The organism is Paenibacillus planticolens, from assembly GCF_013141725.1.
Taxonomy (GTDB): Bacteria; Bacillota; Bacilli; order Paenibacillales; family NBRC-103111; genus Paenibacillus_E; species Paenibacillus_E planticolens.
Genome location: NZ_WHNZ01000026.1, coordinates 136,772 through 153,138 on the forward strand (window position 1 = coordinate 136,772; position 16,367 = coordinate 153,138).

General features: G+C 49.2%; 13 protein-coding genes. 7 read left to right on the forward strand and 6 right to left on the reverse strand.

Going from position 1 to position 16,367, the window contains the following annotated elements:
* The first annotated feature begins 6 nt into the window (after window positions 1–6).
* Window positions 7–975 (forward strand): 2-hydroxyacid dehydrogenase, encoded by a 969-nt coding sequence (locus GC097_RS13900; RefSeq protein WP_171683894.1) that lies wholly within the window; start codon window positions 7–9, stop codon window positions 973–975.
* Window positions 976–2,294: 1,319 nt separating this feature from the next.
* Here GC097_RS13900 and GC097_RS13905 read toward each other — a convergent pair.
* Genes GC097_RS13905 through GC097_RS13925 form a run of 5 tightly spaced genes read right to left on the reverse strand, consistent with a single transcriptional unit; the run spans window position 2,295 to window position 7,566 of the window.
* Window positions 2,295–3,398 (reverse strand): GerAB/ArcD/ProY family transporter, encoded by a 1,104-nt coding sequence (locus tag GC097_RS13905; protein WP_281364295.1) that lies wholly within the window; start codon window positions 3,396–3,398, stop codon window positions 2,295–2,297.
* 16 nt (window positions 3,399–3,414) lie between these two features.
* Entirely contained in the window at window positions 3,415–4,518 is a 1,104-nt protein-coding gene (locus GC097_RS13910; RefSeq protein ID WP_171683896.1) for a GerAB/ArcD/ProY family transporter, read from the reverse strand.
* Between the two features lie 27 nt (window positions 4,519–4,545).
* Window positions 4,546–4,788: a hypothetical protein gene (locus tag GC097_RS13915; protein ID WP_171683897.1), complete on the reverse strand. Its 243-nt coding sequence runs from the start codon at window positions 4,786–4,788 to the stop codon at window positions 4,546–4,548.
* Window positions 4,789–4,793: 5 nt separating this feature from the next.
* A complete protein-coding gene (locus GC097_RS13920; protein ID WP_171683898.1) occupies window positions 4,794–5,975 on the reverse strand; it encodes a Ger(x)C family spore germination protein in 1,182 nt (393 codons plus the stop codon).
* Window positions 5,976–6,006: 31 nt separating this feature from the next.
* The gene (locus GC097_RS13925) at window positions 6,007–7,566 is read right to left on the reverse strand and encodes a spore germination protein (RefSeq protein ID WP_171683899.1); all 1,560 of its coding nucleotides are present in this window, start codon (window positions 7,564–7,566) and stop codon (window positions 6,007–6,009) included.
* Window positions 7,567–7,746: 180 nt separating this feature from the next.
* On the opposite strand from GC097_RS13925, the gene GC097_RS13930 reads away from it, so the two are divergent.
* Entirely contained in the window at window positions 7,747–8,169 is a 423-nt protein-coding gene (locus GC097_RS13930) for a universal stress protein (protein ID WP_171683900.1), read from the forward strand.
* A gap of 420 nt (window positions 8,170–8,589) precedes the next feature.
* Here GC097_RS13930 and GC097_RS13935 read toward each other — a convergent pair whose 3' ends face one another.
* Window positions 8,590–9,639 carry a LacI family DNA-binding transcriptional regulator gene (locus GC097_RS13935; RefSeq protein WP_171683901.1) on the reverse strand — a complete coding sequence of 350 codons (1,050 nt, stop codon included), beginning with the start codon at window positions 9,637–9,639 and terminating at the stop codon, window positions 8,590–8,592.
* A gap of 273 nt (window positions 9,640–9,912) precedes the next feature.
* Between GC097_RS13935 and GC097_RS13940 the strand changes: the two genes are divergently transcribed.
* Genes GC097_RS13940 through GC097_RS13960 form a run of 5 tightly spaced genes read left to right on the forward strand, consistent with a single transcriptional unit; the run spans window position 9,913 to window position 15,616 of the window.
* The gene (locus tag GC097_RS13940; protein ID WP_171683902.1) at window positions 9,913–11,346 is read left to right on the forward strand and encodes an L-fucose/L-arabinose isomerase family protein; all 1,434 of its coding nucleotides are present in this window, start codon (window positions 9,913–9,915) and stop codon (window positions 11,344–11,346) included.
* A gap of 13 nt (window positions 11,347–11,359) precedes the next feature.
* Window positions 11,360–12,208 (forward strand): transketolase, encoded by an 849-nt coding sequence (locus GC097_RS13945; RefSeq protein ID WP_171683903.1) that lies wholly within the window; start codon window positions 11,360–11,362, stop codon window positions 12,206–12,208.
* Window positions 12,205–13,146 (forward strand): transketolase family protein, encoded by a 942-nt coding sequence (locus GC097_RS13950; RefSeq protein WP_171683904.1) that lies wholly within the window; start codon window positions 12,205–12,207, stop codon window positions 13,144–13,146. The genes GC097_RS13945 and GC097_RS13950 overlap by 4 nt, the downstream gene beginning before the upstream one ends.
* 5 nt (window positions 13,147–13,151) lie before the next feature.
* Window positions 13,152–14,666: a glycerol kinase GlpK gene (gene glpK / locus GC097_RS13955; RefSeq protein ID WP_171683905.1), complete on the forward strand. Its 1,515-nt coding sequence runs from the start codon at window positions 13,152–13,154 to the stop codon at window positions 14,664–14,666.
* Window positions 14,667–14,668: 2 nt separating this feature from the next.
* Window positions 14,669–15,616 (forward strand): nucleoside hydrolase, encoded by a 948-nt coding sequence (locus GC097_RS13960; protein ID WP_312875665.1) that lies wholly within the window; start codon window positions 14,669–14,671, stop codon window positions 15,614–15,616.
* The last annotated feature ends 751 nt before the right edge of the window (window positions 15,617–16,367 follow it).

Genomic DNA, 16,367 nt, shown 5'->3' on the forward strand with positions numbered 1-16,367 from the left:
TTTGGAATGAAACCAAAAGTATTTCTTGCAAAGCAAGTTCCAAGTGAAGTGGAAGCGTACATTGCGCAGTTCTGCGATTACCGGAAGTGGGACAGGGAAGAAGAAATTCCCCGTCATCAGCTTTTGGAGGAGCTGTCCGATATGGATGGACTTTTAATTTCTGGCGGAAGCATTGATCAGGAGTTGTTGGATCATGCGCCGAAGCTCAAAATTGTTAGCAATGTCTCCGTTGGTTACAATAATTTAGATACAGCGGCTATGAAGACCAGGGGCGTAATGGGGACGCATACTCCGGGTGTATTGGATGAAACCGTGGCGGATACGGTATTCGGACTGATCTTGGCTGCTGCCAGAAGAATTCCGGAGCTCGATGCCTACGTGAAGGCCGGCAAGTGGAAAAAAGGAAGCGATGAGCCTATTTTCGGTATTGACGTTCATCATGCTAAACTCGGGATCATTGGCATGGGGCGCATCGGGGAAGCGATTGCTAGACGAGCGAAGTTTGGATTCGCTATGGACGTAGTGTACTACAACCGCAGCAGAAAAACGGAAGCCGAGCAGAAGCTGGGGGTCGAATACCGCTCCTTGCAGGAATTGCTGCAGGATTCTGATTTTGTAGTGGTCATGACGCCGTTAACGCCTGAAACAACCCGATTCATCGGCCGTGAAGAATTGGCGCTTATGAAGAAGACAGCCATCTTTATCAATGCGTCCCGCGGGCAAACCGTGGATGAAGAGGCGCTAATTGAAGCGTTGGAAAAAGGAAGCATTCGCGGAGCAGGTCTGGATGTTTTCCAGCAAGAGCCGGTAGATCCGGCTAACAAGTTGTTGCAAATGCCTAACGTGGTAACCCTGCCGCATATCGGATCGGCTACGCATCAAACGCGTTTCGACATGGCGATGCTTGCTGCGCATAATCTGGTGAAGGGCGTGCAGGGGGAAGTTCCTCCGAACCTTGTTCCGGAGTTGAAGTGATCGTGGAGAAGCTGGTGTGCGGCGATTCCCCTTGCTGAAACAGCTAGCGGGAACTACAGGGCGCTATTTTGTTAAAAAGAGCCCTTTAGGCAAGGGGAAGGGAACTAGAGTCCGCTATTTCACCATCCTGGCCAGATGGTTGGATCATTGAGGTGAAATAAGACCCTGCAGTTCCCCTATGGCGCCTGAAACTCCACATTCCGCTGAAATAGGGGAATGGAGTTCCCGATAATCAGACGGATTTCAAGATGAGCAGGTCCCAATCATATAAGCAGTTTGCAGGTGAAGGTTAAGCGAAGCTTAACCTTTTTTTTGTGCTGGGGCGAAGGGAGAGCTACGCCAGAGGAGGCGCAGACTCGTTAGACGAATTCCAACGAACATGCGATTTTGGATGCCTAAATGCCAATTACATTGGACAAAATCCAACGGAGTGATTGAATTTGGCAGGTTTTAATGCATTTTTAGCCGCTCTTGTTGGATTTCATCCAACGAAATGAAGAAATAACACGTCTGCAAGGCGTTTTCATTGGAATTCGTCCAATGAAAGTCAGTAGGAGACTAACATCTAGTGTGTTTGGGCATTCGGAAAACGTGGGATGCAGCAGAGTGTAAGGTGAGTGGAGAAATGTAGGAGACAGCACCGTGTGGAAAGAGAAGTAAAAGTAAAGTAAGGAGTAAGGAGTAAGGAGTAAGGAGTAAGGAGTAAGGAGTAAGAAATAGAAGTAGGAAGTAAAAGTAGATTCTAACGTGTCTGGGCACTCGGAAATGTGGGATGCAGCAGAGAGTTGAGGTGGGTGGAGGAATGTAGGAGACAGCACAGTGTAGAATGAGTAGTAAAAGTTAAAGTAAGAAGTAGAAAATAGAAATAGAAGTGTAAGGGAAGTAGCAGGAGAAGTGAAAAAGGTAAAAAACAAACAAAATGAAAAGTGCAAAGTGAGCTAGCAACCACCAAGGTAAGGAACAAAGTGTGTGAAAATAAAAGCAGCAGTCAACTCCAAGTAGAACAAAAAGGGAATGGATATGGGGTGGAAAAGCGTAGCGCCCGTATTTGAAATCGTGTTCCAACAATAAAAATCAATTCAATGGAAACGCGATTTCAAGAAACGGTTGGAACCCTATATCCAATTCCCTCCCCACGCTCAAACGTACGGGTCTAGCAAGGTTTTACGTATGGGTCTAGCAAGGTTTCACGTACGAGTTTAGCGAGGTTTCACGTATGGCTCTAGTCAAGGTTATGTCATTATGGTCTAATCGAGCTTAGTCAAGGTAATCGTTTCATACCCTTTATCCGACACAAAGGTCGGCCCATAGCTAAGATCTCACTTGGCACCATGCAGTCTCCTCCCCTTCACCCAACCGATCAGCGCAATGACAAGCGGATAAAGAATGCCCATGATGAGGGAAAGTGGAATGTACGTGAGGTAATCCCATTCCTGCTCGTAGGCTTCATTGGGATAAACAACAAGAGATAGGACGGTAACGAGAAGTCCAATTGGTAAACAGAGTGTTTTGGGCTCGCGCACCCGAAATACATGTGCTAAGCCTCTAATCGTTGTATGAAAGTACATCGAAGCTTTGAAATAAATGGAAACGAGCCAAAGGAAGGCTACGACCACTTCAATCCGCTGCAAGAAATTGCCGATATTTATTCTTTGTGCCAAAGCGTAACTGGGGAAAGATTCCATGGCCGTAGTATCTGCACCCAGCACTAAAATGCTGGATATGACGAGGAGAAATAATGTCAAGCCGCTTATAATAACACCTGCAAGATAACCTTTCCTAGCCCTTTGCTTATTGGATACTTGGTGAAGGATGGGATTGATCGCAATAAACAAGGTGATAAAGGTGAAGCAGGTGATTCTGATGACAGATCGAAGAATAGGGACAGCTGTCGCTTCCCCGAGCGGAAGAAGATTGTTCATATCCATATTAGGAATATTCATAGTCATGAACATGATAAACAACAGGATGAGCCATGGAAAGAAAATTTCAGCCGTTCTTAGAAAAACAACCATCCCCAGCTTTGCTCCCATAATAACGACCAATATGAATAAGATGTTAATCGCTTGCACAGGCGTTGTCGGCATGATTTGAGTGACCATGAAATGCCCCACGTAAAAAACGTCCTGTGCGCTGAAAATAAGCGTCAAAAGAGAAATGCTCAGTGTAATCAGCCTGCCCAGCCATTTGCCAAAAACAAAGTCATTGATATCGAACAGGGAGGAATCCGGAAACTTTTTAGCGATCGACGTGTAGAGAATTGTGAGAATAACTCCCATAACAGTGCTCAGTAAGATGGGTATCCATGCATCCTGTTTGGCATCTGCCGCTACCGACGCCGGGATGACTAATATGGCTGTGCCAATGGAATAAAGGATGACGATAATCATGAGTTGTCGGGGGGTAATGGACTCATTGCCCATGCAAGCACGTCCTTGTTTAGCCGTTTTTAACTTTTTTTCTGCGCAAGCAGCCGATAGCGAGTAACAAAGCAGGATGCAAGCAGCCGAAGGTTACCGCCAGCGGTACCCAGGTGAATTCATCCCATTCATGGATATAAGCTACATTTGGGTACACCATTAACGAAAGAACGGTCACGATGAGACCCGCAGGCGTTGCGAGAGCTTTATAATTTTGGAGTTGAAAAAGAGAGGCAATGGATTTCAGCGTGACGTGAAAATAAAGCGTTAGCTTAAAATAAATGGAAATAAACCATAAGAAAGCGACTGTCACCTCGATGCGCTGAAGGAAATTCCCGACGCTTATTTTTTTGGCGAGCGAATAGGTTGCATAAACATGTCGTGACGATTGGTCCGCCCCCATCACCAGGACGCTGACTAATGTAATCGTGATCATCACGATCCCGCTCGTTATGCCCCCATAGAAGAAGGATTTGGAAAATTTTGCAGGAAATTTAGTCTCCTTCGAGATTAAGCAGATCGTGAACACGATCGGAAAATAGGAAAACACGACCATGAACAAAGCTGAACGGGCTATGGATATGAAACTTGCTTCGCCCATGGGAAGAAGATTTTTCATAGTGGACTGCGGTGCTACAAAGATCACTAAGAGGACAAATAGCAAAATAATCCACGGGAAAAAGATTTCAGCGGTCCTCCCCAAGATGACCACGCCCAGCTTTACGCCTATGACGACAAACGTAATCATCAGTATATGAATGGACTGGATCGGTGTCGTCGGCATGATCTGAGTCGTCATAAAGGTGCCGATATAGAAAAGGACCTGCGCGCTCAGTATGAACATGATAAAGCTGTATAAGAGATTGACCGCTTTGCCCAGCCATTTCCCCAGCAGCCGCTCGTTCATATCAAAAAGGGTCATGTCAGGGAACATCTGGACTAACTTCACATACATCCAAATAAAAAGCAAACCGCTGCCTACCGCCGCTGCGCCGGCCATCCAGGCATCCTGTTTCGCTTCTGCTGCCAAAATGGAGGGGACGACGAGAATAGTAGTACCCACCGAAATCAAAAAAATAAATATCATGAGCTGCCGAGCTGTTAATGTACTTTCATTATTCATGCCCCGCCTCCTATACCGAGCCCAACTTTACTTGTTAATTAACCCGATTTGCAATAAGAGTTTGGTTAGAGGCGCCATGAGCAGTGTAATCCAATCAGCCGGGTTCGGCAGCGTTTTACCCATCCCTTTGAGTGTGGCAAGGATATTGCCAAGCAGCATGATTGAGATGTACAGCCAGACCTCTTTTTTACATCCTTGTTTCCACAAGCGCGGAAGTTCATACCACGCGATAAGCAGGGATAGCGCAAATATACTGATGCCAACTAACATAACGGCTACTCCTTCACATCGTTTACAACCGAATCCCCCATAGTTCCCGCTCCTCTTACTTTGGCAATGATATACAGATGGGGCTCCACTTGTTTGAAAATCGGCTCCCAATTATGTTTGACTTTGTTCCAATATTTCGGATCGGCACGATGAACGGCTTCGCCGAATCCATAAATATCCGTTCCGAGCTGCTGCGTTTTTTTAATGGTATTCTCCATATTGGATTTTAAAAAAGCGACATATTGTTTATCCAAATACGCGAACGTGTCTGTTTTGAAGAGGTTGATTTGGCACTCTACATCGGAGACGTTTCCTTCCGTACGGGTTTCAATAAAAATCTCGGGTTTGTCGTTTTTGACGACGGCGTATATTTTGCTTTTGACACGGGCGATATCAATGCCAATGTTTCCTCCTTCGGGACAAACGAGGTGGATGGAGGAACGCTTGGATTGATTGGTGATGACCGAATAAGCGCGGGACTCTTTTTCATTAAGCCAACCGACGAGTTTATCTTTCTTGATGACCGCATTGCCCGAATATTGCAGACGCACACGAGGAGTCGTGTAATTGATATTGCTGTTGTTCGTGCCGGAAGCAGGGTCGCCAATAATTTGGATGCCCGATATGACCGAGCTTTTCCCAGGCGTAACGAGCCCGCTCGATAATTGATCGAGTTTAATTGTGACTGCCGAAGTCCATTCTTTTTTGGCTGCTTCAAGGGAATTGAACATATAGTTCGCCGGCACTTTCTCGAGTGGCGTCATGACGCTTAGTAAGTCTTTGGCTGTGCTTTCCCTCGCGATGACAACGTCGAAATCGGTTCGAAATTCGCTCCCTCGCATGAGATAATCCATTGCTTTGACAATGCCTTTGGAGGCTAATTCCTCCGAAATGACAAGGATACGAATATGGGCGAAATAGATGTTTCTTGAGATGGACGATGTCAATCTTCTGACAGCTTCATTCAAGGTCACACCTTTGGAAGAATACACGATAATGGGCATTTCATGCTCCGCTTTTGCTTTAGTCACACTCCCCGGATTTACAATCTGAACGGTTAACTCAAATTGACCATCCGTAACATCAATGCCCACACCTTCGGCTATGGCAATGTCATTCAGCTCTCTGCGGCTCCAGCAGCCGCTTAATACAATGACGATAGAAAGTAAGCAAGCTGTTAATCGCATCCAGGATATCAAATGTGCCTCGTGCCTCCCTTTAAGGTTTGAAGGGCTTTCTACTTGATTTCTTGACGACATTATTCGTATGAACGGTACGCACTCGTGAAAATAAAGACTGAAATGGCAGCCGAAACAAGGCATCCTTTTGTTTGTCTAACTCCAACGGGGCAAAAGGGCTGAGGTAAGGCACGCCAAACGATTGCAAGCTGTTCAAATGCAAAATTAGCCCAAGCAAACCCGCCAGTATCCCGAAAAACCCGAAGGAAGCCGCCAAAGCCATCAGCGGGAACCGCAGAATGCGAATGGCGTTCGACAAGTCGTAAGACGGGAAAACAAAGCTGGATATTGCTGTAATGGAAACCACGATGACCATCGCGGCGGAAACAATGCCGGCTTCGACGGCGGCTTGTCCGATGACCAACGTACCGACGAAGGAAAGCGCGGAACCAATGCTCCGCGGCATACGAAGTGCGGCTTCCCGCAGCACCTCGAACGTAATTTCCATTAAGAGCGCTTCGATGAACGCCGGGAAGGGGATGCCTTCCCGTTGAGCGGCAAGGGAGATGAGCAGCTGAGTCGGCAGCATTTCCTGATGAAAGGTTGTGATGGCTACATAGAAAGATGGCGCTAGCAAAGCAATGAGAAATCCGGCATAACGGAGTATGCGGACTAATGTGCTGATATCCACGCGATGATAGTAGTCCTCGGAAGCTTTGAGAAATGTCTCAAACAGCGCGGGGGCAATCAGAACGAACGGGGTGCCGTCGACAAGAATGGCCACTTTGCCTTGGATCAATTCAAGGGCGACAACGTCCGGACGCTCTGAGTTATACACGGTTGGAAAAGGCGTAATAACTTCATCCTGAATAAGTTCTTCAATATTACTGCTTTCGAAAATACCGTCAATCTGAATCTGGGTCAACCGATTACGGGCCTCGTTAATGAGCGAATCATGCGCGATCCCATGCACGTACATCAACACAACGTCCGTTTGGGTTACCTTGCCGACCTGGATTGTTTCCATCCACAAATTTGGATCTTTGATTTTTCTCCGGATAAGGGCCGTATTCGTTCGAATCGATTCCGAGAAAGATTCCCGCGGTCCGCGCACGACGGTTTCTACATTCGTTTCCGTCACGCCGCGGTCTTTCCAGCCCTTCGTACTTGCGGCAAGTCCAGTCGTGCAGCCGTTCATCAAGATGATCGAGTCGCCCGATAAGAGATGATGGAACAATTTTTTCATATCGGAGACATGTTGGATTTCGCCGATTGTCAGCGTATGCAGCTCCAATACGTCGAAAGGGTTTTGCTCAGGAATAATGTCCAAGGAGTCTGTCATCATGGATCGCATGATAAAATCATTAATGACGTTCCCGTCCACAAGGCCATCGGTATATAGAATAGCGACGTCTTCCGCAATCGAGTTATAAGTAAATTCTCGAATCACGATGTCCGTGCTGTTTCCGAGACTTTGTCTGACATAATTCGTATTTTCCTCAATGGTTGCGAATAAAGGCATGAATGCCACGGGTTCAACGATGGTGCTTTGTTGGGGGAGCGTCTTTTTCTTTTTAGTACTGAGCCAATGAGCGAACATAGGGTATTGTCTCCAAGCTCTAGGTGTCGTGATAATATCATTTCCTTATCTTTCCTGAGGTATGCGTGCTATAGCCGCCGTAAATTTGATGACGTGTTCCAAATGGGTGAATTTTGGTTTGAACGGACGCAAATTGGGGTACTTATGTCTAGGACGAGAGATCAAAGGAGGAAATCACATATGTACAACCATATTCTTGTTCCCATCGACGGCTCCGGGCAATCCGACAGAGCGCTGGACCATGCGATAAAGTTAGCCAAGCATGTTTCCCCGAACGCGCGAGTTACCGTACTTTATGTGAATCAGCAGTTGATACTGAATGAGCCCCCAATTAGCGTGCCGCTTAACGATACGTTGGCCGAGGAAGGGCGCAGCATGCTTGAGTCGGCGTCAGCTAAATTAGCAGGGAGCGGTCTCCTATTCGATGGTGTGACGTTGACAGGAGATCCTTCAACCGTTATTTGCTCTATAGCGGATGCAGACGGGCACGACTTGATCGTGATGGGCAGCCGAGGAGTAGGTCTTATGTCGGAAATTCTTTTAGGCAGCGTAAGTCATAGTGTTATCAAGCATGCGAACTGCCCGGTGTTGATCATAAAATAGCGAATGGCAATCGGATAGGAGCGTGTGCTCTGACTGAAGTTCAAGGCAGGAGCCTAAACATATCGAAAAAGCTGCACCTTAACGGCCGTAGGGCCGAAAAGGTGCAGCTTTTTTGTGAGACGAGCTTAGTGCTTATCTGAAAATCGGGGAAGGGGAAGCCTCAGTGGGAACTATGATCCGCTATTTTCCATGGAATCTATGTTTCCGGCTGTTAGTGGGAACTACGTTCCGCTATTTCGCCAAAATTGGTTTAAATGTAAGCTTCTTGGGCCAAATAAGGCCCTGTAGTGTCTATAAAAGCCGAAAATCGCCGATTTTTCTCAAATAGCGCCCTGTAGTTCCTTCATGCTCAAGCGATTAGAGCTGCCAGCAACCATGGGGTCTTCAAGAAGGGACTCACATCTCAGCGGGACTGACGCCTCAGTTAGCGCCAGTGCCCGGAGGATGAGAAGAGTGCCGCTCGACAAACCGGGTATCCACTCTGATTTTGGAGGTGGCCTCTACGCCGTGCTCGATGGACTCGATTAACAAATCGACGGCCAATTGGGCCATGCGTTTTTTCTCGACGTGGACGGTAGTCAGCTCCGGCGAAATGATGCGGGACTCCGAAATATTGTCAAAACCAACGACAGAGACTTGTTCAGGCACCCGGACGCCAAGTTCGTTTAATGTTTTCATTGCAGAGATAGCGATGTAGTCACATTCGCAAAAGATCGCTGTCGGCAGCCGGCGGCCCGTGTCCATATATGCTTGCAGCTGGCCCTTAAGATCTTCCTGGGAGGAGAGCATCGTCGGCGCCACAGCAAAGATGTGGTCAGGATGAATCTCCAGCCCCTGCTCTTGCAAGGCCTCGTAAAAGCCCACTTTACGCTCCTCGAAGTTTTGAATCCGTACATTAGAGGCAATATAGCCAATTTCCTTGTGACCGATGCTGCACAAATGTGTTCCGGCTTGATAAGCCCCCATAAAATTATTGATGCTGACAAAATGAACCGGCAGCTTGTCGAAGCAATTGTCGAGGACAACTAGGTGCGGCCCCAGCCGATTCGAAATGTCCATGATTTCCTCCGGACTGAGGTTGTTGCCAAGCAAAATAATGCCGTCGCTTTGGTTATCATCCGCGAGCGTCCGAATTTCACGTTCAAAATGCTCCATATCGACAGATGAGAAAAGCAAGGAATAGCCTTTGGAGCGGCAGCGATCCTCAATATAATGAATCAGCTCTCTGAAAAAAGGCTGCTGATAATACGCCTCAAGCACGATGCCCGAGTTGGTAAAAACCAGAAAAGAGAGCGACCGCACGGAGCTTTCGGCAGCAGCAGCCCGAGGCTTCGGGGAATATCCGCTTTCCCTGGCAATTTCAAGCACGCGGTCGCGAGTTTCGGAGCTAATCCCCGATTTACCGTTTAGAGCCAGCGATACGGCAGATTTGGATACACCGGCCAGTTTCGCAATGTCTTCCATTTTCAAATCGAACAATCCCCATTTACTAAATTAGTTGAGTGAGTTTAGTTTATACTCAATCGAGATAAAACGCAATAATTCATACATATAGAACTAAATATTTTATATAAAAAAGAACTAAATTTATTTAAAAACCGCATTGACGTCCTATTATTGTCATGTTAGCATAAGTTTATTCATAAAATAAGCTAAACAACGTCGCGAAAACACAAATTTAGTTTAGTTTAAATTTAGGTGTACATTTTAATTGTTTAGCTAAATTTATCAGGAGGCTCTTCGATGAAAAAATTAAAGCTGGGCTACGCGCCCACCCGCAGATTCGTTTTTAGTGCTGAAGATGCATTTAAGTACAAAGTGCTCATTAGAGAGAAAATCCAAAGTTTCGGGCTGGACATCGATATTGTCGATCTTGAAGGAATTAATTCGGAAGGGCTGCTGTATGACGATAACATCAACGCGGACCTCATCATCAAACGTTTTAAGGAAGAGGAAGTTGATGCGGTTTTCTTCCCGCACTGCAACTTCGGAACGGAGGATACGGTTGCGCGGGTAGGTAAAGCGCTCGGCAAGCCGGTGCTGCTCTGGGGGCCGCGCGACGAGGCTCCGCTCGAGGACGGCATGCGCCTGCGGGACACACAATGCGGACTTTTCGCAACAGGCAAGGTGCTTCGGCGCTTCAATGTCCCTTTTTCTTATGTGACGAATACGCGAGTGAATGATCCTGTTTTTGAAAGAGGCTTCTCGAACTTCATTTCCGCAGCCAATGTCGTCCGCCAATTCCGTTCGCTGCGTATTTTGCAAATCGGCCCAAGACCGTCTTCGTTCTGGACGATGATGTGCAATGAAGGGGAGCTGCTGGAGCGGTTCGGCATCGAACTGCACCCCATCACGCTCGTTGACATTCAGCGCGCTACGAAGCGCATCGAGAACGGCCAATCCTCGGAATTGGCGCAAGCGATAGATTATATCAAAGAGAAGCTGGATTGGTCCGAAGTGACGGAAGCGGACGTAAGGCGCATCGCGTCACTGAAAGTGGCGATGAAACAGTATGCGCAGCAAACAGGCAGTACGGCGATTGCCATACAGTGCTGGTCATCCTTGCAGGAAGCGATGGGGATTATGCCTTGCCTCGCTAACGCTATTTTGACAGACGAACAGATTCCAGTTACGTGTGAAACTGACATTCACGGCGCCATTACCTCTGTAATGGTTCAGGCTGCGGCCATGAATGAAGCGCCGACGTTTTTTGCCGATTTAACCGTCCGCCATCCGGAGAATGCCAACGGAGAATTGCTGTTCCACTGCGGGAATTTTCCAGTCTCTCTTTCCGTCGAGAATAAACCTAAGCTTCGCAAGCATTTCTTGTTCGACGATCATGCGCCCGGAACACATGAAGGCGAGATTAAGGGCGGCGGCATGACGCTGGCGCGTTTTGACGGGGATCATGGCGATTATCAATTATTCTTGGGCAAAGCTCAAGGCATCCAAGGGCCCTATACGCGCGGATCTTATGTGTGGGTTGAAGTGAACGACTGGCCGTTATGGGAAGAAAAGCTTGTGAAAGGGCCTTATGTGCATCATTCGGTAGGCATTCATGCCAATGTCATTCCTGCATTATACGAAGCATGTTCCTATATTCCCGGGCTGACCCCTGACCCAGTTGATCCGACGGAAAGTGAAATTCAGGCTTGGCTGCGAGGCAAAGGCCTGTAAATGAGGAGGACGTATGGAAATCAGAGCGCTTCAAGCAAAAGCAACGCAAATCAGGATGGATTTATTGCAAATGATTGCCCAGGCTCAAACCGGCCATACCGGCGGTTCGCTCAGCAATACGGATATTTTAACGGCACTCTACTATCGTGTGATGAATATTGATCCTGCGCAACCGAAGGCGCAAGACCGGGACCGCTTTATTTTGAGCAAGGGGCATTCGGTGGAATCACTGTGGTCGATCCTTGCTGACCGGGGGTTTTTCCCGAAGGAAGAGCTGGCGACCTTTAGCAAGTTCGGCACGAAGCTCATCGGACATCCGAACAATAAGGTGCCGGGCGTCGAGATGAACACAGGCGCGCTCGGCCATGGATTGGCGGTTGCGGTCGGTATGGCACTTGCCGCGAAGAAGGACGGGGCCGCCTATCGAACCTACTGTCTCATGGGAGACGGGGAACAAGCGGAAGGCTCCGTTTGGGAGGCTGCGATGGCTGGCGCTCACTATAAACTAGATAACCTTGTCGGGATTATTGACCGTAATCGATTGCAGATCAGCGGCACTACGGAAGATGTGATGGGCTTAGACCCGCTTGAGGACAAGTGGACGGCTTTTGGCTGGCATGTCGTTTCGATCGATGGCAACGATATGCAAGCTTTGGTCGAGACGTTCGAAGCCATCCCCGCGCACGAAGGCAAACCGACGCTTGTCATGGCGAATACGGTAAAGGGGAAAGGTGTTTCATTTGCAGAAAATGTCCCGCACTGGCATCATCACGTGCCTAACCAAGCTGAACTGGAGAAAGCTCTGGCAGAGCTCGCTGCCGCATTCGACAACTACGAGCAGAAAGGGCAGGCGGGAATATGAATACGATTCCAAACCGACAAGTCATTTGCGAGACACTATTGGAAAAAGCGCAGCATGACCGTTCCATCATGGTGCTTGCCAGCGATTCGCGAGGTTCGGCAGCCATGGGGCCGTTCGCCAAAGCATTGCCGGAACAATTCGTTGAAGTGGGCATTGCTGAACAAAATATCGTCGGCATTTCCGCAGGTCTTGCCCACAGCGGCAAAAAGCCGTTCGTTACTTCGCCCGCCTGTTTTCTTAGCATGCGCAGCATCGAGCAAATCAAAGTGGACGTCGCTTATTCGGCGACGAACGTCAAGCTGGTGGGAATCAGCGGTGGCGTCAGTTACGGCGCGCTTGGCATGTCGCATCATTCGGTGCAGGATGTAGCCGTTATGCGAGCCATACCGGGCATTGCCGTGATGATGCCGGCTGACCGTCATGAAACGAAGCGGATGACGGAAGCGCTCGTTAATCACGATGGCGGCGTATATGTCCGGATTGGCCGTAACGCAGTTGAAGACGTGTATGAATCGGATAATTATGAATTCATTATAGGTAAAGCAGTTAGGATGCGCGAAGGCAGTGATGTGACGATCATCGCAGCAGGGGAAACCGTTCGTGTCGCACTGGATGCTCATGAGGCCTTGAAAGAAGCGGGCGTATCTTGCCGGGTCATCAATATGCATACGATAAAGCCTCTGGATGTAGCGGCGATCATTCAAGCAGCGCAAGAAACCGGCCATTTGATTACTGTGGAAGAGCACAGCGTTCATGGCGGACTTGGTGCAGCTGTGTCGGAAGTGGTCGTTCAACATTGTCCGGTACCGATGCGTATTATCGGCATCCCGGACGAACCGGCAATTGCCGGGAAAACCGCCGAGGTTTTCGGGCATTATGGAATCAGCGCCGGCAATCTTAAACGTGTGGCGCTTGGCATGCTCGGCAGACAGGAGTAACCGCGATGGAGAAGCCCTATTTGCTTGCGATCGATCAAAGCACATCAAGTACGAAAGCGCTCGTTATCGACCGCTCAGGTCAGATTATTGCCCGTAGCGCAATCCCGCATCAGCCATATTACCCGCGCCCGGGTTGGGTTGAGCACGATCCGATGGAAATTTACAATAATGTGATTCGATCTGCTCTAGAAGCGCTGGCCTCTGCTGAGATCGCACCGGAATCGCTGGCCGCATTAACGATTACGAACCAACGGGAGACGGCTGTTCTCTGGGATCGAACGACAGGGCTTCCGGTGCATGCCGCGATTGTATGGCAATGTCAGCGAACAGCTGACCAGTGCGCCGCCTATCAAAGGGCAGGGCACGAGGAAACGGTGCGGGCGAAAACAGGGCTAATGCTCGACCCGTATTTCTCGGCGGCGAAATGGGGCTGGATTTTGCAGCATGCCGAAGGAGTGCGCGAGAAGCTTGCTGAAGGCAAGCTTCTTGCCGGTACGATCGACAGCTGGCTGCTGTGGAAGCTGACCAGCGGGAGGGCGCACGCGACGGATTACACGAATGCCAGCCGCACCTCGCTTTTCAACATCCACACCTTACAGTGGGATGAGGAGCTGTGCGGCTTGTTCGGTGTGCCGTCAGAGCTGCTGCCCGAGGTCAAATCCTCGGATGAGATTTTCGGATACACGGAAGATAAGGCTTTATTCGGCGAATGCCGGGTTCCCATAACAGGGGTGATCGGCGACTCGCAAGGAGCTTTATTCGGCAATCAGTGCTTCGATGCGGGGATGGCCAAAGCCACCTACGGCACAGGCACTTCGGTGCTGATGAATGTAGGCGAACGGCCTATTTCATCCGGCAACGGGCTCGTGAGCGCCATCGCTTGGGGAAGAGGCGGCAAAGTGACGTATGCCGTAGAAGCCGTAATCCGCACTACCGGCGACAGCTTGGTATGGGTACGGGATAACTTGGGCTTGTTCCGGACCTTTGAGGAAATGGAGCAGATGCTCGAACATACGCCAGATAGTGAGGGCGTTTATTTGGTGCCTGCGTTCGTCGGTCTGGGCGCGCCTTACTGGGATTCCTATGCCAGAGCATCCCTTACCGGAATGAATCGGGGGACGACCAAAGCGCACATCATCCGGGCAGCCCTTGAGAGCATTGCCTTTCAAGTATACGATGCGGTTAAACTCATGGAGTCGGAAACGGGGGTCGCCCTTCAAGAGCTGCGTGCAGATGGCGGGGCTTCCGATAATGCAAACCTGATGCAATTTCAGGCCGATTTGCTGGGGAAAACTGTCGTGAAGTCCGAAGTTGCGGAATTGTCCGCTTTGGGCTCCGTTTATTTGGGAGGCGTCGGGATCGGCTTTTGGCCGTCGCTTGAATCGGTTCGTTCAGAGCAAGAAGGTTATGTCACCTATCCGTCCACAATGAAACCGGAAGTACGTGAAGCGCATTGTTCAGGCTGGAAAAAGGCGGTAAACTCCGTGTTAACACGGAAGATGCAAGAAGGGGAGAGATGATGGTGCCACACGATTTTATGCCCTATGAGGTTCCAGAGCAAAAGCAGGTACGCGTCATTATAAATACCGATGCCAAAAACGAGGCGGACGATCAATACGCGATCGTACATGCCATTTTATCGCAACGCTTACAAATTAAAGGGATCATAGGCGCACATTTCGGTGCTAGAAGCGCTACGGGGATGGAAGAATCCTATGAGGAAGTCGAGCATGTGCTCCGGCTAATGGGGATGAGAGGGCAGTATGACGTCTATCGGGGGGCGCCTCACAAAATCCGGGATATCCACACACCTGTGCCATCCGAAGGCAGTCAACTTATTATCGACGAGGCGATGAAGGACGATCCGAGGCCATTATTTGTCATATTTCAAGGACCGCTAACCGATTTGGCTTCCGCTTATTTGCAGGAGCCGAGAATCGCGGATCGCCTTACCGCTGTTTGGATCGGAGGAGGTACGTATCCTGAGGGGCATGAAGAATTTAACTTATCCAATGATGTCGCTGCGGTCAATGTCGTTTTTAATTCGCCTATCCCGTTGTGGCAGGTGCCTAAGGATGTGTACGAAATGGTTCGCGTGGGGATTGCCGAGCTTGCGTTAAAGGTTCGCCCTCATGGCCGTATCGGCGGCTATTTGTACGACTATCTCGTGAGCCACAACATGAACAACGGACATCGTCCTCAGTGGCCGAAAGGGGAAACTTGGGTGCTTGGCGATTCGCCGGCCGTTTCCCTGCTGCTGGAAGAGCAAAGGTTCGACTATGAGATGGTCGAGGCGCCGAATGTCGATGCCGATATGCGTTATATCGCTAAGCCGGGGAACCGCCAAATTCGCGTGTATCGAAGCGTGGACGCCCGATTTATTTTGGAGGATTTCTACGCCAAGTTGGCATTGTTTGCTCTCTATGAGAAAGAGCTGGATTCGCAGCGATGCGGGCAGCAAATACCGTGATCCGGCGATGAGCGGATGCGAGGAGAAAGGTCGGCCACTTTGTGTGGCCGGCTTTTTCTCGTATTTGTGGGTGGGGAGTGGATCGTGGAGAGCGGTTGGTGGTAAGTAGTGAGTGGTGAGTGGTGAGTGGTGAGTGGTGAGTGGTGAGTGGTGAGTGGTGAGTGGAGGGTAGTGAGTGGTGAGTGGTGAGTGGTGAGTGGTGAGTGGTGAGTGGTGAGTGGTGAGTGGTGAGGAGTGAGGAGTGAGGAGTGAGGAGTGAGGAGTGAGGAGTGAGTGGTGAGTAGTGAGAAGTGAGTAGTGAGGAGTGAGTGGTGAGTAGTGAGTGGTGGGCAGTGAGTGGTGAGTGGTGAGTAGTGGGTAGTGAGAAGTGAGTGGTGAGTGGGGAGGGGTGAGTGGTGAGTAGTGGGTAGTGAGAAGTGAGTGGTGAGTGGTGATTAGTGAGTGTGGTGCTGCGAGATTCTGTTGCGGGAGAGTGCTGGAAAGGCCGTCTTGCGGCTCCGTGATTAAGTGGAATCGCTGTGAGTGGCCGACAAATCAGTCTTATGTACTGTAGATTATTCTGCTTAGTAGGCGGCTTTTTCTTTTGTCTTCATGACGCGCAAACTTCTAGCAGTACCGCTGCAACTTATTGCGAAAGGGAACTAGAGGGCGCTATTTCAGCCAAAACAACAAATTTCAGTAAGCAAACGGAACTACAGGGTCTTATTTGTGCCCGGATAGGTGTATTTGACTCAGAATCGTCAGAATAGCG

Excerpts from the sequence above, each read along its gene's own strand:
- GC097_RS13900 (WP_171683894.1), top strand. The coding sequence starts at position 7 with ATGAAACCAAAAGTATTTCTTGCAAAGCAAGTTCCAAGTGAAGTGGAA.
- GC097_RS13905 (WP_281364295.1), bottom strand. The coding sequence starts at position 3,398 with ATGGGCAATGAGTCCATTACCCCCCGACAACTCATGATTATCGTCATC.
- GC097_RS13910 (WP_171683896.1), bottom strand. The coding sequence starts at position 4,518 with ATGAATAATGAAAGTACATTAACAGCTCGGCAGCTCATGATATTTATT.
- GC097_RS13915 (WP_171683897.1), bottom strand. The coding sequence starts at position 4,788 with ATGTTAGTTGGCATCAGTATATTTGCGCTATCCCTGCTTATCGCGTGG.
- GC097_RS13920 (WP_171683898.1), bottom strand. The coding sequence starts at position 5,975 with ATGCGATTAACAGCTTGCTTACTTTCTATCGTCATTGTATTAAGCGGC.
- GC097_RS13925 (WP_171683899.1), bottom strand. The coding sequence starts at position 7,566 with ATGTTCGCTCATTGGCTCAGTACTAAAAAGAAAAAGACGCTCCCCCAA.
- GC097_RS13930 (WP_171683900.1), top strand. The coding sequence starts at position 7,747 with ATGTACAACCATATTCTTGTTCCCATCGACGGCTCCGGGCAATCCGAC.
- GC097_RS13940 (WP_171683902.1), top strand. The coding sequence starts at position 9,913 with ATGAAAAAATTAAAGCTGGGCTACGCGCCCACCCGCAGATTCGTTTTT.
- GC097_RS13945 (WP_171683903.1), top strand. The coding sequence starts at position 11,360 with ATGGAAATCAGAGCGCTTCAAGCAAAAGCAACGCAAATCAGGATGGAT.
- GC097_RS13950 (WP_171683904.1), top strand. The coding sequence starts at position 12,205 with ATGAATACGATTCCAAACCGACAAGTCATTTGCGAGACACTATTGGAA.
- glpK (WP_171683905.1), top strand. The coding sequence starts at position 13,152 with ATGGAGAAGCCCTATTTGCTTGCGATCGATCAAAGCACATCAAGTACG.